This window comes from Escherichia sp. 93.0816 (genome assembly GCF_013368855.2).
GTDB lineage: Bacteria > Pseudomonadota > Gammaproteobacteria > Enterobacterales > Enterobacteriaceae > Escherichia > Escherichia ruysiae.
The window spans coordinates 1-14,507 of the sequence record NZ_JABWNC020000020.1 but is presented as its reverse complement, the minus strand read 5'-3'; the positions used below and the strand labels follow the sequence as shown (position 1 = coordinate 14,507).

Annotated in this window: 22 protein-coding genes, 4 tRNA genes and 1 pseudogene; 22 read left to right on the top strand and 5 right to left on the bottom strand. The window is 48.5% G+C overall.

Annotation, left to right across the window (positions count from 1 at the left end):
• Positions 1-13: 13 nt before the first annotated feature.
• The 5 genes from yfdR to HEM79_RS17575 form a co-directional block, all read right to left on the bottom strand.
• Complete coding sequence (yfdR, locus tag HEM79_RS17595) at positions 14-511, bottom strand: 5'-deoxynucleotidase (RefSeq protein ID WP_176241327.1); 498 nt, start codon at positions 509-511, stop codon at positions 14-16.
• A 128-nt stretch (positions 512-639) separates the two neighbouring features.
• Positions 640-1,464, bottom strand: coding sequence for a YfdQ family protein (locus HEM79_RS17590; protein WP_000081287.1), 825 nt, complete (start codon positions 1,462-1,464; stop codon positions 640-642).
• 65 nt (positions 1,465-1,529) lie between these two features.
• A complete protein-coding gene (yfdP, locus tag HEM79_RS17585) occupies positions 1,530-1,892 on the bottom strand; it encodes a protein YfdP (protein ID WP_000135680.1) in 363 nt (120 codons plus the stop codon).
• Positions 1,893-2,295: 403 nt separating this feature from the next.
• Positions 2,296-2,469, bottom strand: coding sequence for a helix-turn-helix domain-containing protein (locus tag HEM79_RS17580; protein WP_032174256.1), 174 nt, complete (start codon positions 2,467-2,469; stop codon positions 2,296-2,298).
• A gap of 374 nt (positions 2,470-2,843) precedes the next feature.
• Positions 2,844-3,470: a LexA family protein gene (locus HEM79_RS17575; protein WP_000450740.1), complete on the bottom strand. Its 627-nt coding sequence runs from the start codon at positions 3,468-3,470 to the stop codon at positions 2,844-2,846.
• Positions 3,471-3,567: 97 nt separating this feature from the next.
• Here HEM79_RS17575 and HEM79_RS17570 point away from each other — a divergent pair, with 97 nt between their 5' ends.
• The 22 genes and pseudogenes from HEM79_RS17570 (at position 3,568) to HEM79_RS17465 (ending at position 13,837) form a co-directional block, all read left to right on the top strand.
• Complete coding sequence (locus HEM79_RS17570; protein ID WP_000205494.1) at positions 3,568-3,768, top strand: Cro/CI family transcriptional regulator; 201 nt, start codon at positions 3,568-3,570, stop codon at positions 3,766-3,768.
• Between the two features lie 37 nt (positions 3,769-3,805).
• Positions 3,806-4,390: a YmfL family putative regulatory protein gene (locus HEM79_RS17565; protein ID WP_000514174.1), complete on the top strand. Its 585-nt coding sequence runs from the start codon at positions 3,806-3,808 to the stop codon at positions 4,388-4,390.
• 175 nt (positions 4,391-4,565) lie between these two features.
• A complete protein-coding gene (locus HEM79_RS17560; RefSeq protein WP_001250270.1) occupies positions 4,566-4,778 on the top strand; it encodes a DUF4222 domain-containing protein in 213 nt (70 codons plus the stop codon).
• Positions 4,735-5,727: a hypothetical protein gene (locus tag HEM79_RS17555; protein WP_000054957.1), complete on the top strand. Its 993-nt coding sequence runs from the start codon at positions 4,735-4,737 to the stop codon at positions 5,725-5,727. The genes HEM79_RS17560 and HEM79_RS17555 overlap by 44 nt, the downstream gene beginning before the upstream one ends.
• Positions 5,724-6,218 (top strand): PerC family transcriptional regulator, encoded by a 495-nt coding sequence (locus tag HEM79_RS17550; protein ID WP_001332382.1) that lies wholly within the window; start codon positions 5,724-5,726, stop codon positions 6,216-6,218. The genes HEM79_RS17555 and HEM79_RS17550 overlap by 4 nt, the downstream gene beginning before the upstream one ends.
• On the top strand, positions 6,218-6,871 hold the full coding sequence (locus HEM79_RS17545) for a phage N-6-adenine-methyltransferase (protein ID WP_000066917.1): 654 nt from the start codon (positions 6,218-6,220) through the stop codon (positions 6,869-6,871). The genes HEM79_RS17550 and HEM79_RS17545 overlap by 1 nt, the downstream gene beginning before the upstream one ends.
• Positions 6,868-7,194 (top strand): LexA family protein, encoded by a 327-nt coding sequence (locus HEM79_RS17540; protein ID WP_000210164.1) that lies wholly within the window; start codon positions 6,868-6,870, stop codon positions 7,192-7,194. Before HEM79_RS17545 ends, HEM79_RS17540 begins: the two co-directional genes overlap by 4 nt.
• A complete protein-coding gene (locus HEM79_RS17535) occupies positions 7,191-7,580 on the top strand; it encodes a RusA family crossover junction endodeoxyribonuclease (RefSeq protein WP_001402832.1) in 390 nt (129 codons plus the stop codon). The genes HEM79_RS17540 and HEM79_RS17535 overlap by 4 nt, the downstream gene beginning before the upstream one ends.
• Before the next feature lie 19 nt (positions 7,581-7,599).
• Positions 7,600-8,409: a KilA-N domain-containing protein gene (locus HEM79_RS17530; protein ID WP_176241328.1), complete on the top strand. Its 810-nt coding sequence runs from the start codon at positions 7,600-7,602 to the stop codon at positions 8,407-8,409.
• A gap of 7 nt (positions 8,410-8,416) precedes the next feature.
• Positions 8,417-9,406, top strand: a complete 990-nt coding sequence (locus HEM79_RS17525) for a DUF968 domain-containing protein (RefSeq protein WP_001596849.1) — start codon at positions 8,417-8,419, stop codon at positions 9,404-9,406.
• A 13-nt stretch (positions 9,407-9,419) separates the two neighbouring features.
• Positions 9,420-10,172 (top strand): antitermination protein Q, encoded by a 753-nt coding sequence (locus HEM79_RS17520; RefSeq protein ID WP_001047112.1) that lies wholly within the window; start codon positions 9,420-9,422, stop codon positions 10,170-10,172.
• A 280-nt stretch (positions 10,173-10,452) separates the two neighbouring features.
• Positions 10,453-10,878, top strand: a complete 426-nt coding sequence (locus HEM79_RS17515) for a hypothetical protein (RefSeq protein ID WP_000217632.1) — start codon at positions 10,453-10,455, stop codon at positions 10,876-10,878.
• Between the two features lie 220 nt (positions 10,879-11,098).
• A tRNA-Ile gene (locus HEM79_RS17510) sits at positions 11,099-11,174 on the top strand.
• Between the two features lies 1 nt (position 11,175).
• A tRNA-Lys gene (locus HEM79_RS17505) sits at positions 11,176-11,252 on the top strand.
• Between the two features lie 2 nt (positions 11,253-11,254).
• A tRNA-Thr gene (locus tag HEM79_RS17500) sits at positions 11,255-11,330 on the top strand.
• 3 nt (positions 11,331-11,333) lie between these two features.
• Positions 11,334-11,408, top strand: a tRNA-Gly gene (locus HEM79_RS17495).
• 291 nt (positions 11,409-11,699) lie between these two features.
• Positions 11,700-11,915: a class II holin family protein gene (locus HEM79_RS17490; RefSeq protein ID WP_000839572.1), complete on the top strand. Its 216-nt coding sequence runs from the start codon at positions 11,700-11,702 to the stop codon at positions 11,913-11,915.
• Positions 11,916-11,919: 4 nt separating this feature from the next.
• Positions 11,920-12,270 (top strand): YdfR family protein, encoded by a 351-nt coding sequence (locus HEM79_RS17485; protein ID WP_147723387.1) that lies wholly within the window; start codon positions 11,920-11,922, stop codon positions 12,268-12,270.
• A 63-nt stretch (positions 12,271-12,333) separates the two neighbouring features.
• Entirely contained in the window at positions 12,334-12,867 is a 534-nt protein-coding gene (locus HEM79_RS17480) for a lysozyme (protein WP_147723386.1), read from the top strand.
• Positions 12,864-13,331 (top strand): lysis protein, encoded by a 468-nt coding sequence (locus HEM79_RS17475; RefSeq protein WP_001300226.1) that lies wholly within the window; start codon positions 12,864-12,866, stop codon positions 13,329-13,331. The genes HEM79_RS17480 and HEM79_RS17475 overlap by 4 nt, the downstream gene beginning before the upstream one ends.
• Positions 13,319-13,468, top strand: a pseudogene (locus HEM79_RS17470) (lysis system i-spanin subunit Rz); the annotation flags it as partial. The gene HEM79_RS17475 and the pseudogene HEM79_RS17470, both read left to right, overlap by 13 nt.
• 81 nt (positions 13,469-13,549) lie before the next feature.
• Positions 13,550-13,837 carry a hypothetical protein gene (locus HEM79_RS17465; protein ID WP_000343116.1) on the top strand — a complete coding sequence of 96 codons (288 nt, stop codon included), beginning with the start codon at positions 13,550-13,552 and terminating at the stop codon, positions 13,835-13,837.
• Positions 13,838-14,507 lie beyond the last annotated feature (670 nt).

Sequence of the window (14,507 nt, the reverse complement as noted above, 5' to 3'; positions counted from 1 at the left end):
ACTCGTTGAATCGTTACATAAACATCCCGTAGGCATGGCCCGGTGCCAGTGGAATCACGTTGAACATCTCTGTTGCCGGGATGCCTTCCAGTACAGGCCAGAAAGAGCCATCATCAAGCCCGAGATCACGGCGTTCGGTTGCCAGCATGATGAGATCGGCATATTTCACGGGCGTACTCATAACCGGGGGTAACCCGTATTTCTCACGGATTACGGCGTCTATTTTTTCTTCCATCCGTTTATAGTCAGGAAGAAGGCGTTTCAGTGGCGCGGGGATGTCCTGGCAATACGCTTCTGTTGCATCATGCATTAACGCTTCAAAAGCAAATTCCTGCGGCACCAGCTGGCTGCAAAGCACCGCATGTTGGGCGACGCTGTAGAAGTGTGAAAGATGACCGGCAAAGCGACAGATATTTGAAAGGGAAACCGCGATATCGTTAATATCGATGTTGTCTTTATTTATCCTGTCATAATAAAAATGCTTCCCGGAAAAAGTTTTAATAAATGACATTTTGTTCTCCACGTTATATGCGCTGCACCGCGCTGAATTCGGGTAAAAGGAAGCCCTCACCATCCGGCGATTATTGAGTTAACTACGTTTCCATAAATGCCCCCGCAGGGGCATTTGCAGTAATGAAATCAGGCGGTGAAAGTACCAATAAAGGTTTCTACTTTGCTGTCTTTGAATTTCTCAACAAGCAGATCACGAAATTCGTTAGCCATTTCTTCCTGCACTGCTTCCAGCTGAATAATGCGCAGAACCAGTACAGGACGATCGCCAGTGATAATGCTGAGGCGTAATTTAAATGGACGTTCTTTCAGACCTTCAAACGGAACGCATTTAAATTCAAATGCCACTGGCATAATATCTTTGGTCTTCGCTTCGACAGACTCCATCAGGGAGCGTTTGCCGCTGAAGTCATTATCTTCAAAATCAGCGGTCTGGTTTGCTTCAATCGTGATTTTACGGACCGCCGCAGCCGCTTTTGTTGCCTGAATAGCGTCACCATTAGCATCAAAGCCCACAAGGTAGTCGGCCCAGTCTTCAATCCATTCTGCCAGTGACTTCTGGGAGTTACGCTCGCCGTTAACAGACAACAGGGCAGAGAACGGTGCTGTCTTTTTCAGTTTGAGAGTGGCGGTGTTATCTGCGTGACCTGGTTCATCAATAGTACCCAGGTTAAGCACACTGACTGCTCGCATATTATCGGCATCGATAAAGCAGCGGGTGCCTTCATCTGCAAGATCTTTAGAATAACGGGTAAAGTCATCGATGCTGGCAGTGGAAAGCGCACCACGGAAACGGAAGCGATTTAAATTAAATTTTTCCAGATCATGAATGCGGAAATTCTCAGGCAATGCCACAGCATCGGCACCAATCTTACTGATAATTTCATTAACACCCTGAGCAGAAATAAGGGCATGGATTTGATTAATTGCGGTTGCGTCTAAGTTCTGAGACATAATAAGTCCTCACTATATAAAGATATTCAGTGATGAGATAAATAATCGGTTAATTAAGAACGATATTAATGACCTGCTGCGCGGAGTTTTCCGTCAGGTTCACCGGCAAGAGTTAGTAATTGTCCCTGGTCTTCCTGCAGAATAGTCAGGCGACCACCGCGATTGACATACATCGGCGTTTCGGTGGTGTCTTCTTCGGAAATTTTCCCACGGTTAGTCGGGCGAACATATGAGAGTTTGTGTTTGATTTTCACACGGTTCTCATCAAATGGTTCGATTTCCAGGTTGAGTGAGACCTTACCTTTGGTTTTCGTGTTCATCACACCGGAAGCGACTTCACTGAGAACTGCGCCGATTTTGGTTTCAAATACGCCGCCGTCCAGCTCCCCGATAAATGCCTGCACATCAGTACTGCGTTCGCTAGCCATTTTGCTGCTCCTCATCATATCGACCCTGCAAGGCCGATTAGTTTCTCCACAAAACAGAGAAGAACACCTGCGGTGGCAGCCGCCCGGATGGATTGGGTTATGAGCCCGTCGTCCGGTGATGCTCTTCTCTGTTTTGTAAAAAGGACGGTACCAGCCGGAAGCAAGTGTACAAACTGGTACCGCCAAAGCAGTGGCTGTTGTGGTGCCGGGTGCCTCCCGGTGCCTGGCGAAGGTTGCACACCAGGCGGGTGGGTATCCACAGAAGGTCGACTGTCAGTCTCAACCTTAACCCGCGTGCGCTGAGCCGCATTCACCACAACGCTAAGGATTCTCTCTGGTTGAAAATACTTAGCTGTTATGTGCCTGCTTTTAGCCACATCAGGCGAGGTGGTAGGTACGTGAGCTACTTGGTGGTATTTGCCTTCGATGAGGCAAGATAGGCATCAAGATCACTTTTTAGGTAAATAACCTTTCTACCGATTTTTAAAAAAGGTATTCGAACTTTTCCTGTGCTAGCCCAATTAGCTAAGGTTTGCGCTTCTACGCCGATATAGGCTGCGGCGTCTTCTCTATTCATTTTTTCATGTTGTTCTGACAGAATACTCGTTGCTTCAAAATCAAAGCCCAGCTTTTCAAAGGCATAGATAATAGAGCCCAAAGCCATTTGTTTAACTGTTCTGTAGTTACTGCTTTCAACTTGGCTTAATGCAGTTTTTGCTGCTTCAATCACCACAAGCCAGGCATCTCGTTGGTTGTCGATACTGCCATCCATATTCACTCTCCTGCCATGTGCGAATCATCCGGTCATTCATACGCCACCGTCGGCTACTTCGTGGGCGTCCTGCCTGTTCGTTATCTTTGATATAAAATCTAACTTAACTTAGTTTTGATGGCAAGAGAAAACACCAAACTTTTCTTAGTTCGGTGTTTTGGTTAGAGAAAAGGGGGGGGCTAGAGTTCGTATTGAACTCCTTTGACTACACCAATGATGAGGCAATTACCATTGATCGGGATGTTGGGGTACCGGGGATTTAATGGCACTAAAAACTTTTGAGGGCCATCGATAACTAATTTTTTTACTGTGGCTTCGTTTGTTCCATCAAGTCTAGCGATGACTATTTTTCCATGCCGGGGTTCTGCATCAGGATCTACAATCACTGTTGCGCCTTCTGGTATTGTTGGGAGGCCGTTAGGGTTAGTCATGGAGTCGCCTTTAACCTCCAATGCAAATGAGTTATCACCAATCTTTAATGATGTATCTACCCACTTGTCTACTTCACTAAACACTTCTGCTGTCCTGCACTCAGTAAACTGCCCAGCCTGAACCCACGAGATTACAGGAACTCTGCGCATGTTTGTGACGAGTTTGCCTTCAAACTCCGCACCATAAAGAATGTAATCTATTGACGTATTGAAGAACTTCGCTAATTTTGAAAGTGCTTCCCCACCAGGGACATTGATGTCTTTCTCCCAGTACCCCACAGCAACGTCACTTACTCCACAAAATTTACCCAATTCTTTCTGGGACGTTCTGGTAACTCTTCTCAGAGCTTTTATACGCTGACCAACCGTTTCCATAGGAGCACCATTTCTTTAATTACTAAGTAATCTTAGTTTTTATTGACCTAAGATAGATTGATAATTAACATCTAATAAAACTTAGTTTGGAGGGCATATGACGACTGACGATATCGAAAGCTACTTCGGCAGCATTGAGAAAGTTGCTGCTTTTTTCGGCATAACAACTGAAGCCGTTTATCAGTGGCGAAACCGTCCTGGCCAGTTAATTCCAAAAGGACGTGCAGCAGAGGCTGCATATAGAACTTGCGGACGGTTGCCATTTAAACCTGAGCTTTATGAAAAATCTAATGGATAAATCGATTTACAGAAACCACAGATATGAGGGCTTAAACGTGGGTAAAGAACCTGAATGGAAAGTTGATAAGCAACCAGCATGGCTGGTGGCAGCAATACGAAGAACGATTGCTGATTTACCTCATGGCTATGAGGAAGCAGCAGAAATTCTTGGTTTGTATAAATCTGATGATATCACCCCAGCAAAAGATCAATTGCATAACAGACTGCGTAGCGGTGGGGATCAAATTTTTCCACTTGAGTGGGCCATGGTTTTACAGGATGCCAGTGGTACCAGGCATGTAACGGATGCAATAGCCCGTCGTAGTAATGGGGTGTTTGTGCCGCTGGTGGTCATTGATGACATTGACAATGGTGACATTAATCAGCGGCTGATGGAGTCAATAGAATGGATTGGCAAGCATTCCCAGTACTTACGCAAGGCAACTGCTGATGGAGTTATTGACCAAGCTGAGCGTGAGCAAATCGAAGAGAACAGCTACCAAGTAATGGCGAAGTGGCAGGAGCATTTAACACTGTTATTTCGTGTTTTTTGTGCGCCGGAAAAGAGTAACGCCCGCGAGTGTGCAGCTCCGGGCGTCGTGGCGTCGATTGCTTCTGGTTGTGGAGAAACTAACGCATGAACAGTTTAACAACACACTACCGTCGCTCGCAACTGATTGCGCTTCCTGTACCGGGTGGAAAAGCGAAGGTGGAGTATTGCTATGCAGTGAATGTACCAGGTGACAGGGAAATTGTAACCCACAGCTTTGCAGAGTGGGCTGTGGGGGATTTCAACCGGCAGAAGGAGACAGTCCTTTGCGACAAGTTAACCGCTGGTTCAAAGATCACTACGGAGTGCCCGTCAGAGTCATTCGTTGGGAGCCGGAAACACAACGGGTTATCTACCTCCGTGAAGGCTATGAACATGAGTGCTTCAGCCCGCTCGAACAGTTTCGTCGTAAATTCAGGGAAATAGAGGTCGGTCATGAGCCTGTTAATGACATCCCAGCCCATTGTGATAAATCGTGATCTTGCATGCCGTATTGGTCTGAATGAGGCAATTGTGTTGCAGCAGCTTCATTACTGGCTGAATGAAACGAATTCAGGCACTGAGCATGGCGGAATTCGCTGGGTTTATAACACGACAGAACAGTGGCTGGAGCAGTTTCCGTTCTGGTCAGAGTCCACTCTGAAACGCACATTTGCAAGCCTGAAATCACTTGGGGTTTTGCGTCGCGAGCAACTCAATAAATCGAAGCGTGACATGACCAACTTCTACACGATCAACTATGAAAGTGAGCTTTTAGAAGAGGTCAAAGTGAACGAATCAATCAGGTCAAAATGCACTTCTCCATCGGGTCAAAGTGACCTGATGGATGGGCGCAAAATGACACGATCCATTGGTTCAAAACGACACGCTGTCATCGGGTCAAAATGGCCCAATGATCTTACAGAGAATACAACAGAGATTACTACAGAGAATAAAACCTCTTCTCGTCCGGACGCTTCGCAACCGGACACGCAAACGGCTGAACAGGAGTTTTTAACTCGCCATCCTGATGCGGTTGTATTCAGCCCTAAAAAGCGCCAGTGGGGAACGCAGGATGATTTGACCTGCGCACAGTGGCTCTGGAAAAAAATCATCGCCCTGTACGAGCAGGCCGCCGAATGTGACGGCGAGGTGGTTCGTCCCAAAGAACCGAACTGGACAGCCTGGGCAAACGAAATTCGCCTGATGTGTGTGCAGGATGGTCGTACTCACAAACAAATCTGCGAGATGTACAGCCGCGTCAGCCGCGATCCGTTCTGGTGCCGTAACGTGCTCAGCCCGTCGAAGTTGCGGGAAAAATGGGATGAGCTTTCCCTGCGCTTATCGCCGTCCGTCAGCACGCACACAGAAAAACGTGAAGACCCGTACTTCAAAGCCAGTTACGACAACGTGGACTACAGCCAGATCCCGGCAGGATTCAGGGGGTGATCATGAGTCTGTTAAATGACGTTCAGAAATTCATTGAAGCCCATCCGGGGTGTACTTCCGGAGACATTGCGGATGCTTTTGCAGGTTACTCACGGCAGCGCGTTCTGCAGTCAGCAAGCAAGTTACGTCAGAGTGGGCGTGTGGCTCACCGTTGTGAAGGAGATACACGCAGACATTTCCCGCGCCTGACTGAGAGAGCGCAGGAACCGGAACCACAACCAGTTCGAGAAACCAGACCTGTGCGCAATTTCTATGTCGGCACTAACGATCCACGGGTGATTTTGTGCCTGACCCGCCAGGCTGAAGAACTGGAGTCCAGGGGCTTATACCGTCGTGCTGCAACCGTGTGGATGGCGGCATTCCGTGAAAGCCACTCCCAGCCAGAACGAAACAATTTTCTGGCGCGTCGTGAGCGGTGCTTACGGAAAAGCAGCAAGCGCGCTGCATCGGGTGAAGAGTGGTATCTGTCAGGGAATTACGTGGGGGCTTAATGAGTAATAAATATTGCCAGGCGCTGGTGGAACTGCGGAACAAACCAGCCCATGAACTGAAGGAAGTGGGCGATCAGTGGCGCACGCCGGACAACATTTTCTGGGGAATTAACACCCTGTTTGGCCCGTTTGTTCTGGATCTGTTTACTGACGGTGATAACGCCAAATGTGCCGCGTATTACACGGCGGAAGATAACGCGCTGGCGCATGACTGGTCAGAACGTCTTGCGGAGCTTAAAGGTGCTGCCTTTGGTAATCCCCCATACAGCCGCGCCAGTCAGCATGAGGGGCAATACATCACCGGCATGCGTTACATCATGAAACATGCCAGTGCCATGCGTGATAAGGGCGGGCGCTATGTTTTCCTGATCAAAGCGGCCACCAGCGAAGTGTGGTGGCCGGAAGATGCAGATCATATTGCTTTTATTCGCGGGCGTATTGGTTTTGAACTGCCTGCCTGGTTTATACCGAAGGACGAGAAGCAGGTGCCGACAGGCGCTTTCTTCGCTGGTGCTATTGCTGTTTTCGACAAGACCTGGAAGGGACCGGCAATCAGCTACATCGGGCGTGATGAACTTGAGGCATGTGGTGAGGCGTTTCTGGCGCAGGTTCGCCAGCAGGCGGAAAAACTGGTCAGGGAGATGGCGGCATGACGACGTTAACTCAATGCCAGCAGCAGGTGCTGGATATGCTGATTTCTTACCAGAAAGAACGTGGCTTCCCGCCAACCAATCAGGAGGTGGCAACCATGCTGGGATACCGTTCAGTGAATGCAGCGGTGGAACATCTTCGCGCACTGGAGAAAAAAGGCGTCATCACGATAAAGCGTGGCGTGGCCCGGGGTATCACTCTTCATACCGCGGTGAAGGACGACGACAGCGAGGCGGTCGGGATTATCCGCTCACTGCTTGCCGGTGAGGAAAACGCCAGGCTGCGTGCAGCCCACTGGTTACATGAGAGAGGCCTGAAAGTATGAAGCTGATCCTGCCTTTCCCGCCCAGCGTGAACACGTACTGGCGACACCCCAACAAAGGGGCATTTGCTGGTAAGAGCCTGATAAGCGCGGCGGGGCGAAAATTTCAGAGCGCGGCGTGCGCAGCAATAGTTGAGCAGTTACGTCGTCTGCCAAAACCAACGTCGGCACCTGCTGCAGTGGAGATCGTGTTGTTTCCTCCGGATAACCGGATCCGCGATCTGGACAACTATAACAAGGCGCTGTTTGACGCGTTGACCCACGCGGGTGTGTGGGAAGACGACAGACAGGTGAAAAGAATGCTGGTGGAGTGGGGACCGGTTATCCCGAAAGGGAAGGTCGAGATCACCATCAGTAAGTACGAGAAAACGGCGGGTGCAGCCGCCTGATCAAGAGGAGAAACGAAGTATGAATAATCTGATGGTCATTGATGGTATTGAAGTTCGTCGTGATGCTTATGGGCGTTACAGCCTGAACGATCTGCATCGCGCAGCAGTAGCATCTGGTGCAAATGCCAGAACCAAGGAGCCAGGAAAGTTTCTTTCCAGCCAACAAACTGTTGAGCTTGTTCATGAATTGACCAACACCCAGAATTTGGGTGTTGACCCGGTGAGTGTGATTCATGGGGGAAATGAACGGGGAACGTATGTCTGCAAGGAACTGGTGTATGCCTATGCAATGTGGATCAGCCCGTCATTCCATCTGAAGGTGATCCGTACTTTCGACATGGTAACCAGCGCACCGGAAAAATTATCCGGACAGGCTGCTGACAAGATGCAGGCTGGTGTGATTCTGCTGGACTTTATGCGCCGGGAATTAAACCTGTCTAACTCTTCAGTGCTTGGTGCCTGTCAGAAACTCCAGGAGGCTGTTGGCTTACCGAATCTGGCACCGCGCTATGCCATTGATGCTCCTGCTGACGCGCCTGATGGCTCAAGTCGTCCTACGCTGTCGCTGAGTGCACTGCTGAAACAGTATGGTATCCGCCTTACGGCTAATCAGGCATATCACCAGATGGCGAAGCTGGGGATCGTTGAACAACGCGAACGATACAGCCGTACCGCGATTAACAACATCAAAAAATTCTGGTCGCTGACAGCGAAAGGTTGCATGTTCGGCAAGAACATCACCAGTCCCGAAAATCCGCGCGAGACGCAGCCGCATTTCTTCGAATCCCGATTCCCTGAGCTGTTAAAGCTGCTCGATACCGTTCATTGAGGTGACCGTGAGAGCACTACTGACCCCTGAAATTGCCCCGCGTATGGGGATCGTATTGTTCAGGCCAGGTTCAGAGCTGATGCCCCTGTTTATGCAGGGGCGTGTCCTGCTGGAGCCTGAGCCGGAACGTTATTCATCTTTCGCCAGTGGTGCCGTTCCGGCGGCATCACAACCGCTGGCGGATGATCCTGCCGTTCGGGCCGTGTTCCGCAATGAGGAAGTGATCCGTCGTGCTGGTGGCGTGGAATGTCTTGAAAGCTGGTTACTTCGTGAAAAAGGCTGCCAGTGGCCTCATTCCGACTGGCACAGCGAGAACATGACAACAATGCGACACGCGCCGGGCGCAATCCGTCTGTGCTGGCACTGCGATAACCAGCTGCGCGATCAGTTCACGGAACGGCTGGAATCAATGGCAACGGATAACTGTGCCCGCTGGGTGTTGTCTGTTGTGCGTCGGGATCTCGGTTTTGATGATAGTCACGTTGTGACAATGCCGGAACTGTGCTGGTGGCTGATTCGTAATGACCTGGCGGATGCCTTACCGGAAAGTGCAGCCCGTAAGGCACTGAGATTACCAAAGCCTGTTGTGCCGTCTGTCACCCGGGAAAGTGACCTTGTGCCTTCGGTTCCTGCCACCAGCATCATCCAGGATAAGGCAAAAAAGGTGCTGGCGCTGAAAGTGGATCCGGAGTCGCCGGAGTCTTTTATGTTACGCCCAAAACGCCGCCGCTGGGTTAATGAAAAGTACACGCGCTGGGTTAAGACACAGCCGTGTGCATGTTGTGGAAAGCCTGCTGATGATCCCCACCACCTGATAGGCCACGGTCAGGGTGGAATGGGTACAAAAGCGCATGACCTCTTTGTGTTGCCTTTGTGCAGAAAGCATCACGACGAGCTGCATGCGGATACCGTGGCATTTGAAGAGAAGTATGGCTCCCAGCTGGAGCTGATATTTCGTTTTATCGATCGTGCGCTGGCAATTGGCGTATTGGCGTAAGTGGAGAACGAGCATGAACCTTGAAGCCTTACCAAAATATTACTCCCCAAAATCTCCAAAATTGAGCGATGACGCACCGGCGACAGGCTCAGGTGGTTTAACGATTACGGATGTGATGGCTGCGCAGGGGATGGTGCAGTCGAAAGCACCGCTTGGGTTTGCTTTATTCCTGGCAAAAGTTGGTGTTCAGGATCCTCAATTTGCGATTGAAGGTCTGCTCAATTACGCGATGGCACTGGATAACCCGACATTGAACAAATTGAGTGAAGAAACCCGGTTACAGATCATCCCTTACCTTGTGAATTTTGCCTTTGCTGATTATTCCAGGTCTGCGGCAAGTAAGGCTCGCTGTGAGCATTGTGCTGGTACTGGATTTCATAATGTATTGCGCGAAGTGGTGAAACACTCCAGAAGCGGGGAATCTGTTATCAAGGAAGAGTGGGTGAAGGAACTATGTCAGCATTGCCATGGTAAGGGAGAAGTCAGCACAGCGTGCAGAGGGTGTAAGGGTAAAGGTATTGTCCTGGATGAAAAAAGAACCCGGCTTCATGGTGTGCCTGTTTATAAGATTTGTGGGCGTTGCAATGGCAACCGGTTTAGCCGTTTACCAACCACACTGGCGCGGCATCATGTCCAGAAACTGGTACCTGACCTGACGGATTATCAGTGGTACAAAGGATATGCAGACGTTATTAATAAACTGGTTACAAAGTGCTGGCAGGAAGAAGCGTATGCTGAATCGCAATTGAGAAAAGTGACAAGATAGATAATTTTCGCCGAAGATGTCGACGTGATACTTGCATTTTTCAAAAAATATGGATAAGATTTTCTCAACGATGGGCCTTGTATGTCTACCGTTGGTAAATGTCAAAAACCCGCCGCTGAGCGGGTTTTTTTGTGCCTGATGTCTCATGAAACTATGAAATGGATTGGTGCGTTAAACATTTTTTCTTATTATCTTTTAGATTTTGGAGAGATGGTTAACGTCTGTATTCCAGAAACTCGATGGTTATTTAATAAATTAGTTTCAATGATGCTTCTAGGTTATGACTGTAATGAAAAAGGTATTAATAGCAGCGATAGGTTTTTGTTTAGTTGGTTGTGCAGGTATGAAATTACCTGAGTATTCGCAAGTTAAAGCAAGTCCGTATTATACAGATTGCCGTGCGTTTGCCATGGATGTTTATAAAAATGATGGATACAGCAAAATTGCGAAAACTACTATCCTTAGCATGGATGATGTGAAAGCTAGATATATTGTGACAGGGTGTGTAGTTGCTATGGGGAAAAACACTGTAGAGGAAATCAAAGCTGATCTCTCTGCTAAAGGGAGTTCTTTTGGGCTTATCAGTGGAGCTTGTTCTAGTGCGGCATGTCGGGTTGATGTAGAGCAGCAAATGAACGCTTATGTACTTGGTAGTTATTATGCTGCAAATAAAAAATTCCCGGATAAAATGAAAGCAGAGTTTTAAGCAAACCTTGTTTTCGATTATATGTCGAAGATAAATGTTAGTAACGGCATAATAAGTAAATATATAGCTGTGATAGCAACCCGCCACTGAGCGGGTTTTTTGTACCCGTAAACTTGGTGCAGTACAGTAAACACGCTGGTGGACAAGTGAAAAACAGCATTTAATCAGGCCTTCTGAAGATATTGCAGTATTAATTCTGTAACGTTATTATTCTGCGCGCGGCCCTTTAGCTCAGTGGTGAGAGCGAGCGACTCATAATCGCCAGGTCGCTGGTTCAAATCCAGCAAGAGCCACCAACTGCCACTAGCTCATCAGGAAAGAGCGTCAACCCTTTAAGTTGAGAGTGCGAGGTTCGAGTCCCCGGTGGCGGTCCAGTGCCGACTTAGCTCAGTAGGTAGAGCAACTGACTTGTAATCAGTAGGTCACCAGTTCGATTCCGGTAGTCGGCACCATGTGCGGGCATCGTATAATGGCTATTACCTCAGCCTTCCAAGCTGATGATGCGGGTTCGATTCCCGCTGCCCGCTCCAGTTAGAGTCTTTCAGTCTGCGATGATGGGAAATCCCGGAGTGACTGAAAGACGTTTAAGTTATGAATGATCGCTTTTTTTGCAAAATTGCTGTGCAGAAATACTAACCTTCGGGCAGGCGATCATTCATAAGCACTCTGCTTTTATTCCGATTAACTGTGGGTGGTTTGTTGGATAGAGTGCTTCTCTTACTGTATATATCGTTTCGCCCGCTTTTGCGGGTTTTTCTTTTCAAATCCCTTTCATTTCTCAGTGTAAAACTACGCCATCCGTTATTTGCGGAGGTGAGGCTATGAAATCCATGGACAAAATTTCAACGGGCATTGCCTACGGCACCTCCGCAGGCAGTGCTGGCTACTGGTTTTTACAGTGGCTTGATCAGGTCAGTCCGTCACAGTGGGCTGCGATTGGTGTACTGGGGAGTCTGGTTCTGGGCTTCCTGACTTATCTGACAAATCTGTACTTCAAAATAAGAGAAGACAAGCGTAAGGCTGCACGGGGAGAGTAATTCAATGACACAAAAATATGAACTGATTGTGAAAGGGATCCGCAATTTTGAGAATAAAGTTACGGTAACTGTAGCGTTACGGGACAAAAAACGCTTTGACGGTGAAATTTTTGACCTGGACATCTCGCTGGACCGTGTTGAAGGTGCCGCGCTGGAGTTTTATGAGGCAGCAGCCAGAAGGAGCATCAGACAGGTCTTCCTGGATGTTGCTGCCGGGTTATGTGAAGGGGATGAGCAGTCGCCGGAAAAGCGCCCCGTAATTTTAGATGCGCAGAATGTGTGGATAACCTACAAAGGAAAGCTACCAGGAAGAATTACTGGTTCTCTGAAGACTCCTCCGGAATCACAACCTTAAGTCACTGACCGGAACAGATAAACCTGTCCGTGGGCAGAAACCGATAAATCCTGATAAATATCCATGAACGCAAAAATCAGATACGGCCTGTCGGCTGCCGTTCTGGCGCTGATTGCTGCAGGCTCGTCTGCTCCTCAAATACTTGACCAGTTTCTGGATGAAAAAGAGGGTAACCACACTACGGCATACCGCGATGGTTCCGGTATATGGACCATCTGTCGTGGTGCCACAATGGTGGATGGTAAGCCCGTCATACCGGGAATGAAGCTGTCGAAGGAAAAATGCGACCAGGTTAACGCTATTGAACGTGATAAGGCGCTGGCATGGGTGGAGCGCAATATTAAAGTACCACTGAACGAACCACAGAAAGCGGGTATAGCGTCATTTTGTCCCTATAACATTGGCCCCGGTAAGTGTTTCCCGTCGACGTTTTATAAGCGGCTGAATGCCGGTGATCGTAAGAGTGCATGCGAGGCGATTCGCTGGTGGATAAAAGATGGTGGGCGCGATTGCCGCATACGTTCAAATAACTGCTATGGACAGGTTATTCGTCGTGACCAGGAAAGCGCATTAGCCTGTTGGGGGATAGATCAGTGAGCAGAGTCGCCGCGATTATTTATGCTCTGGTTATCTGCATCATCGTCTGCCTGTCGTGGGCGGTCAATCATTACCGTGATAACGCCATCGCCTACAAAGAACAGCGTGATAAAAAAGTCAGTGAGCTGAAGCAGGCGACCGCCACCATTACTGACATGCAGCAACGCCAGCGTGCTGCTGATGTACTCGATGCTAAATACACGAAGGAGTTGGCTGATGCGAAAGCTGAAAATGATGCTCTTCGGCGCAAGCTTGATAATGGTGGTCGGGTGCTCGTCAAAGGAAAATGCTCTGTGCCATCCTCAGCCGAAACCTCCAGCGCCTCCGGCATGGGCAATGATGCCACCGTCGAACTCTCTCCAGTTGCTGGACGAAACGTTCTCGGTATCCGGGACGGAATCATCAGAGACCAGACAGCACTGAGAACGCTTCAGGAATATATCAGGACGCAATGCCTTCGATGATAGAGATAATTTTACTCATCATCCTTCACATCTGGCTCTGTAGACAGGGTGGTGATCACTTCTGGAGTGAATCCAGATTAAACATCTCATTGCTGATGCTTAAAGTTGAGCATTTGGCGCGCGGTAAGGGGCTGCGTTTAGATAAGAGCCAGTCATCACAAACACCAGGATTTAGCCTCGCATTCGCGGGGCTTTTTATTGCAACAAAGGTAAAGACGATGGATGAAGAATATCGTAAAGACCTGCAACTGTGGTTTGGTCTTACGCATGCGTCGTTCTGCGTGATGCCGCGAGTATTCATGGAGGCTATGCCTCCAGAATGGCAAGAGAAGATGGCTCAGTTGCTTTTTGAGTATAGCGACACGATCAAAACGGATGTCTGCGGAGTTCACAGCTGTTTTGTTACTGCCAAAGACGGCAACAACCGCTTTATGAGGATGCCAGAAGATATTCTGAACTATCGTCATCCTCGACGTGAATTCATCGAATCATTTCTGAAGAAGTAGCCATTACAAAGCCTATCTACGGGTGGGTTTGATAATGGCTTATACCCTGCACGGGATAACTTAACTGATATCCCTTTTAACGGATAAACGGAGCCAACAATGGCAGAGAATGTCGGCATTATGGCAGTGAAATTTGGATAAATCGGGGATTAGAAAGATAGAGGCGAGCCGGTCAGGTAGAAATGAATCAGGCTCAAAGTGAAGCGGAAAAGGTCTGTGGCACAAACTGATGCTGCCATAATTACAGCCTGATGACTTGTGGAATGAAACATGTTGAACCTCCTTAATTGATGTGATTCGAGTGAGGAAGGCATTCTGTCCTTCTATAGTGTCCAGTAAATCAAACAGGAAGCTTGTCTCACGTGTGAGACAAGCCTCTCCATTAGCGAGTTGTATTGATTACAACTCTTCAAAGAGTTCATTACTGGGTAGATGAAAATAGTTTCACGACGAATGGAGGAGACTATGTCGGTGGCTTCTTCATTGGAGTACATATGCTCCCTCGAACCTCAAAAGCATGCCGAGTTCGCGGCTGCCGCCATACCACGACTGACCCGTGTTGAAGCTCCGTAATTGATGTTATTCGAGTGAGGAAGGCATTCTGCCCCCCTATACTGTCCAGTAAATCAAACAGGAAGCTTGTCTCACGTGTGAGACAAGCCTCTCCATT

Bases quoted from the DNA above. Each gene is read 5' to 3' on its own strand.
- yfdR (WP_176241327.1), bottom strand. From the start codon at position 511: ATGTCATTTATTAAAACTTTTTCCGGGAAGCATTTTTATTATGACAGG.
- HEM79_RS17590 (WP_000081287.1), bottom strand. From the start codon at position 1,464: ATGTCTCAGAACTTAGACGCAACCGCAATTAATCAAATCCATGCCCTT.
- yfdP (WP_000135680.1), bottom strand. From the start codon at position 1,892: ATGGCTAGCGAACGCAGTACTGATGTGCAGGCATTTATCGGGGAGCTG.
- HEM79_RS17580 (WP_032174256.1), bottom strand. From the start codon at position 2,469: ATGAATAGAGAAGACGCCGCAGCCTATATCGGCGTAGAAGCGCAAACC.
- HEM79_RS17575 (WP_000450740.1), bottom strand. From the start codon at position 3,470: ATGGAAACGGTTGGTCAGCGTATAAAAGCTCTGAGAAGAGTTACCAGA.
- HEM79_RS17570 (WP_000205494.1), top strand. From the start codon at position 3,568: ATGACGACTGACGATATCGAAAGCTACTTCGGCAGCATTGAGAAAGTT.
- HEM79_RS17555 (WP_000054957.1), top strand. From the start codon at position 4,735: ATGAGCCTGTTAATGACATCCCAGCCCATTGTGATAAATCGTGATCTT.
- HEM79_RS17545 (WP_000066917.1), top strand. From the start codon at position 6,218: ATGAGTAATAAATATTGCCAGGCGCTGGTGGAACTGCGGAACAAACCA.
- HEM79_RS17540 (WP_000210164.1), top strand. From the start codon at position 6,868: ATGACGACGTTAACTCAATGCCAGCAGCAGGTGCTGGATATGCTGATT.
- HEM79_RS17535 (WP_001402832.1), top strand. From the start codon at position 7,191: ATGAAGCTGATCCTGCCTTTCCCGCCCAGCGTGAACACGTACTGGCGA.
- HEM79_RS17530 (WP_176241328.1), top strand. From the start codon at position 7,600: ATGAATAATCTGATGGTCATTGATGGTATTGAAGTTCGTCGTGATGCT.
- HEM79_RS17520 (WP_001047112.1), top strand. From the start codon at position 9,420: ATGAACCTTGAAGCCTTACCAAAATATTACTCCCCAAAATCTCCAAAA.
- HEM79_RS17515 (WP_000217632.1), top strand. From the start codon at position 10,453: ATGACTGTAATGAAAAAGGTATTAATAGCAGCGATAGGTTTTTGTTTA.
- HEM79_RS17490 (WP_000839572.1), top strand. From the start codon at position 11,700: ATGAAATCCATGGACAAAATTTCAACGGGCATTGCCTACGGCACCTCC.
- HEM79_RS17485 (WP_147723387.1), top strand. From the start codon at position 11,920: ATGACACAAAAATATGAACTGATTGTGAAAGGGATCCGCAATTTTGAG.
- HEM79_RS17480 (WP_147723386.1), top strand. From the start codon at position 12,334: ATGAACGCAAAAATCAGATACGGCCTGTCGGCTGCCGTTCTGGCGCTG.
- HEM79_RS17465 (WP_000343116.1), top strand. From the start codon at position 13,550: ATGGATGAAGAATATCGTAAAGACCTGCAACTGTGGTTTGGTCTTACG.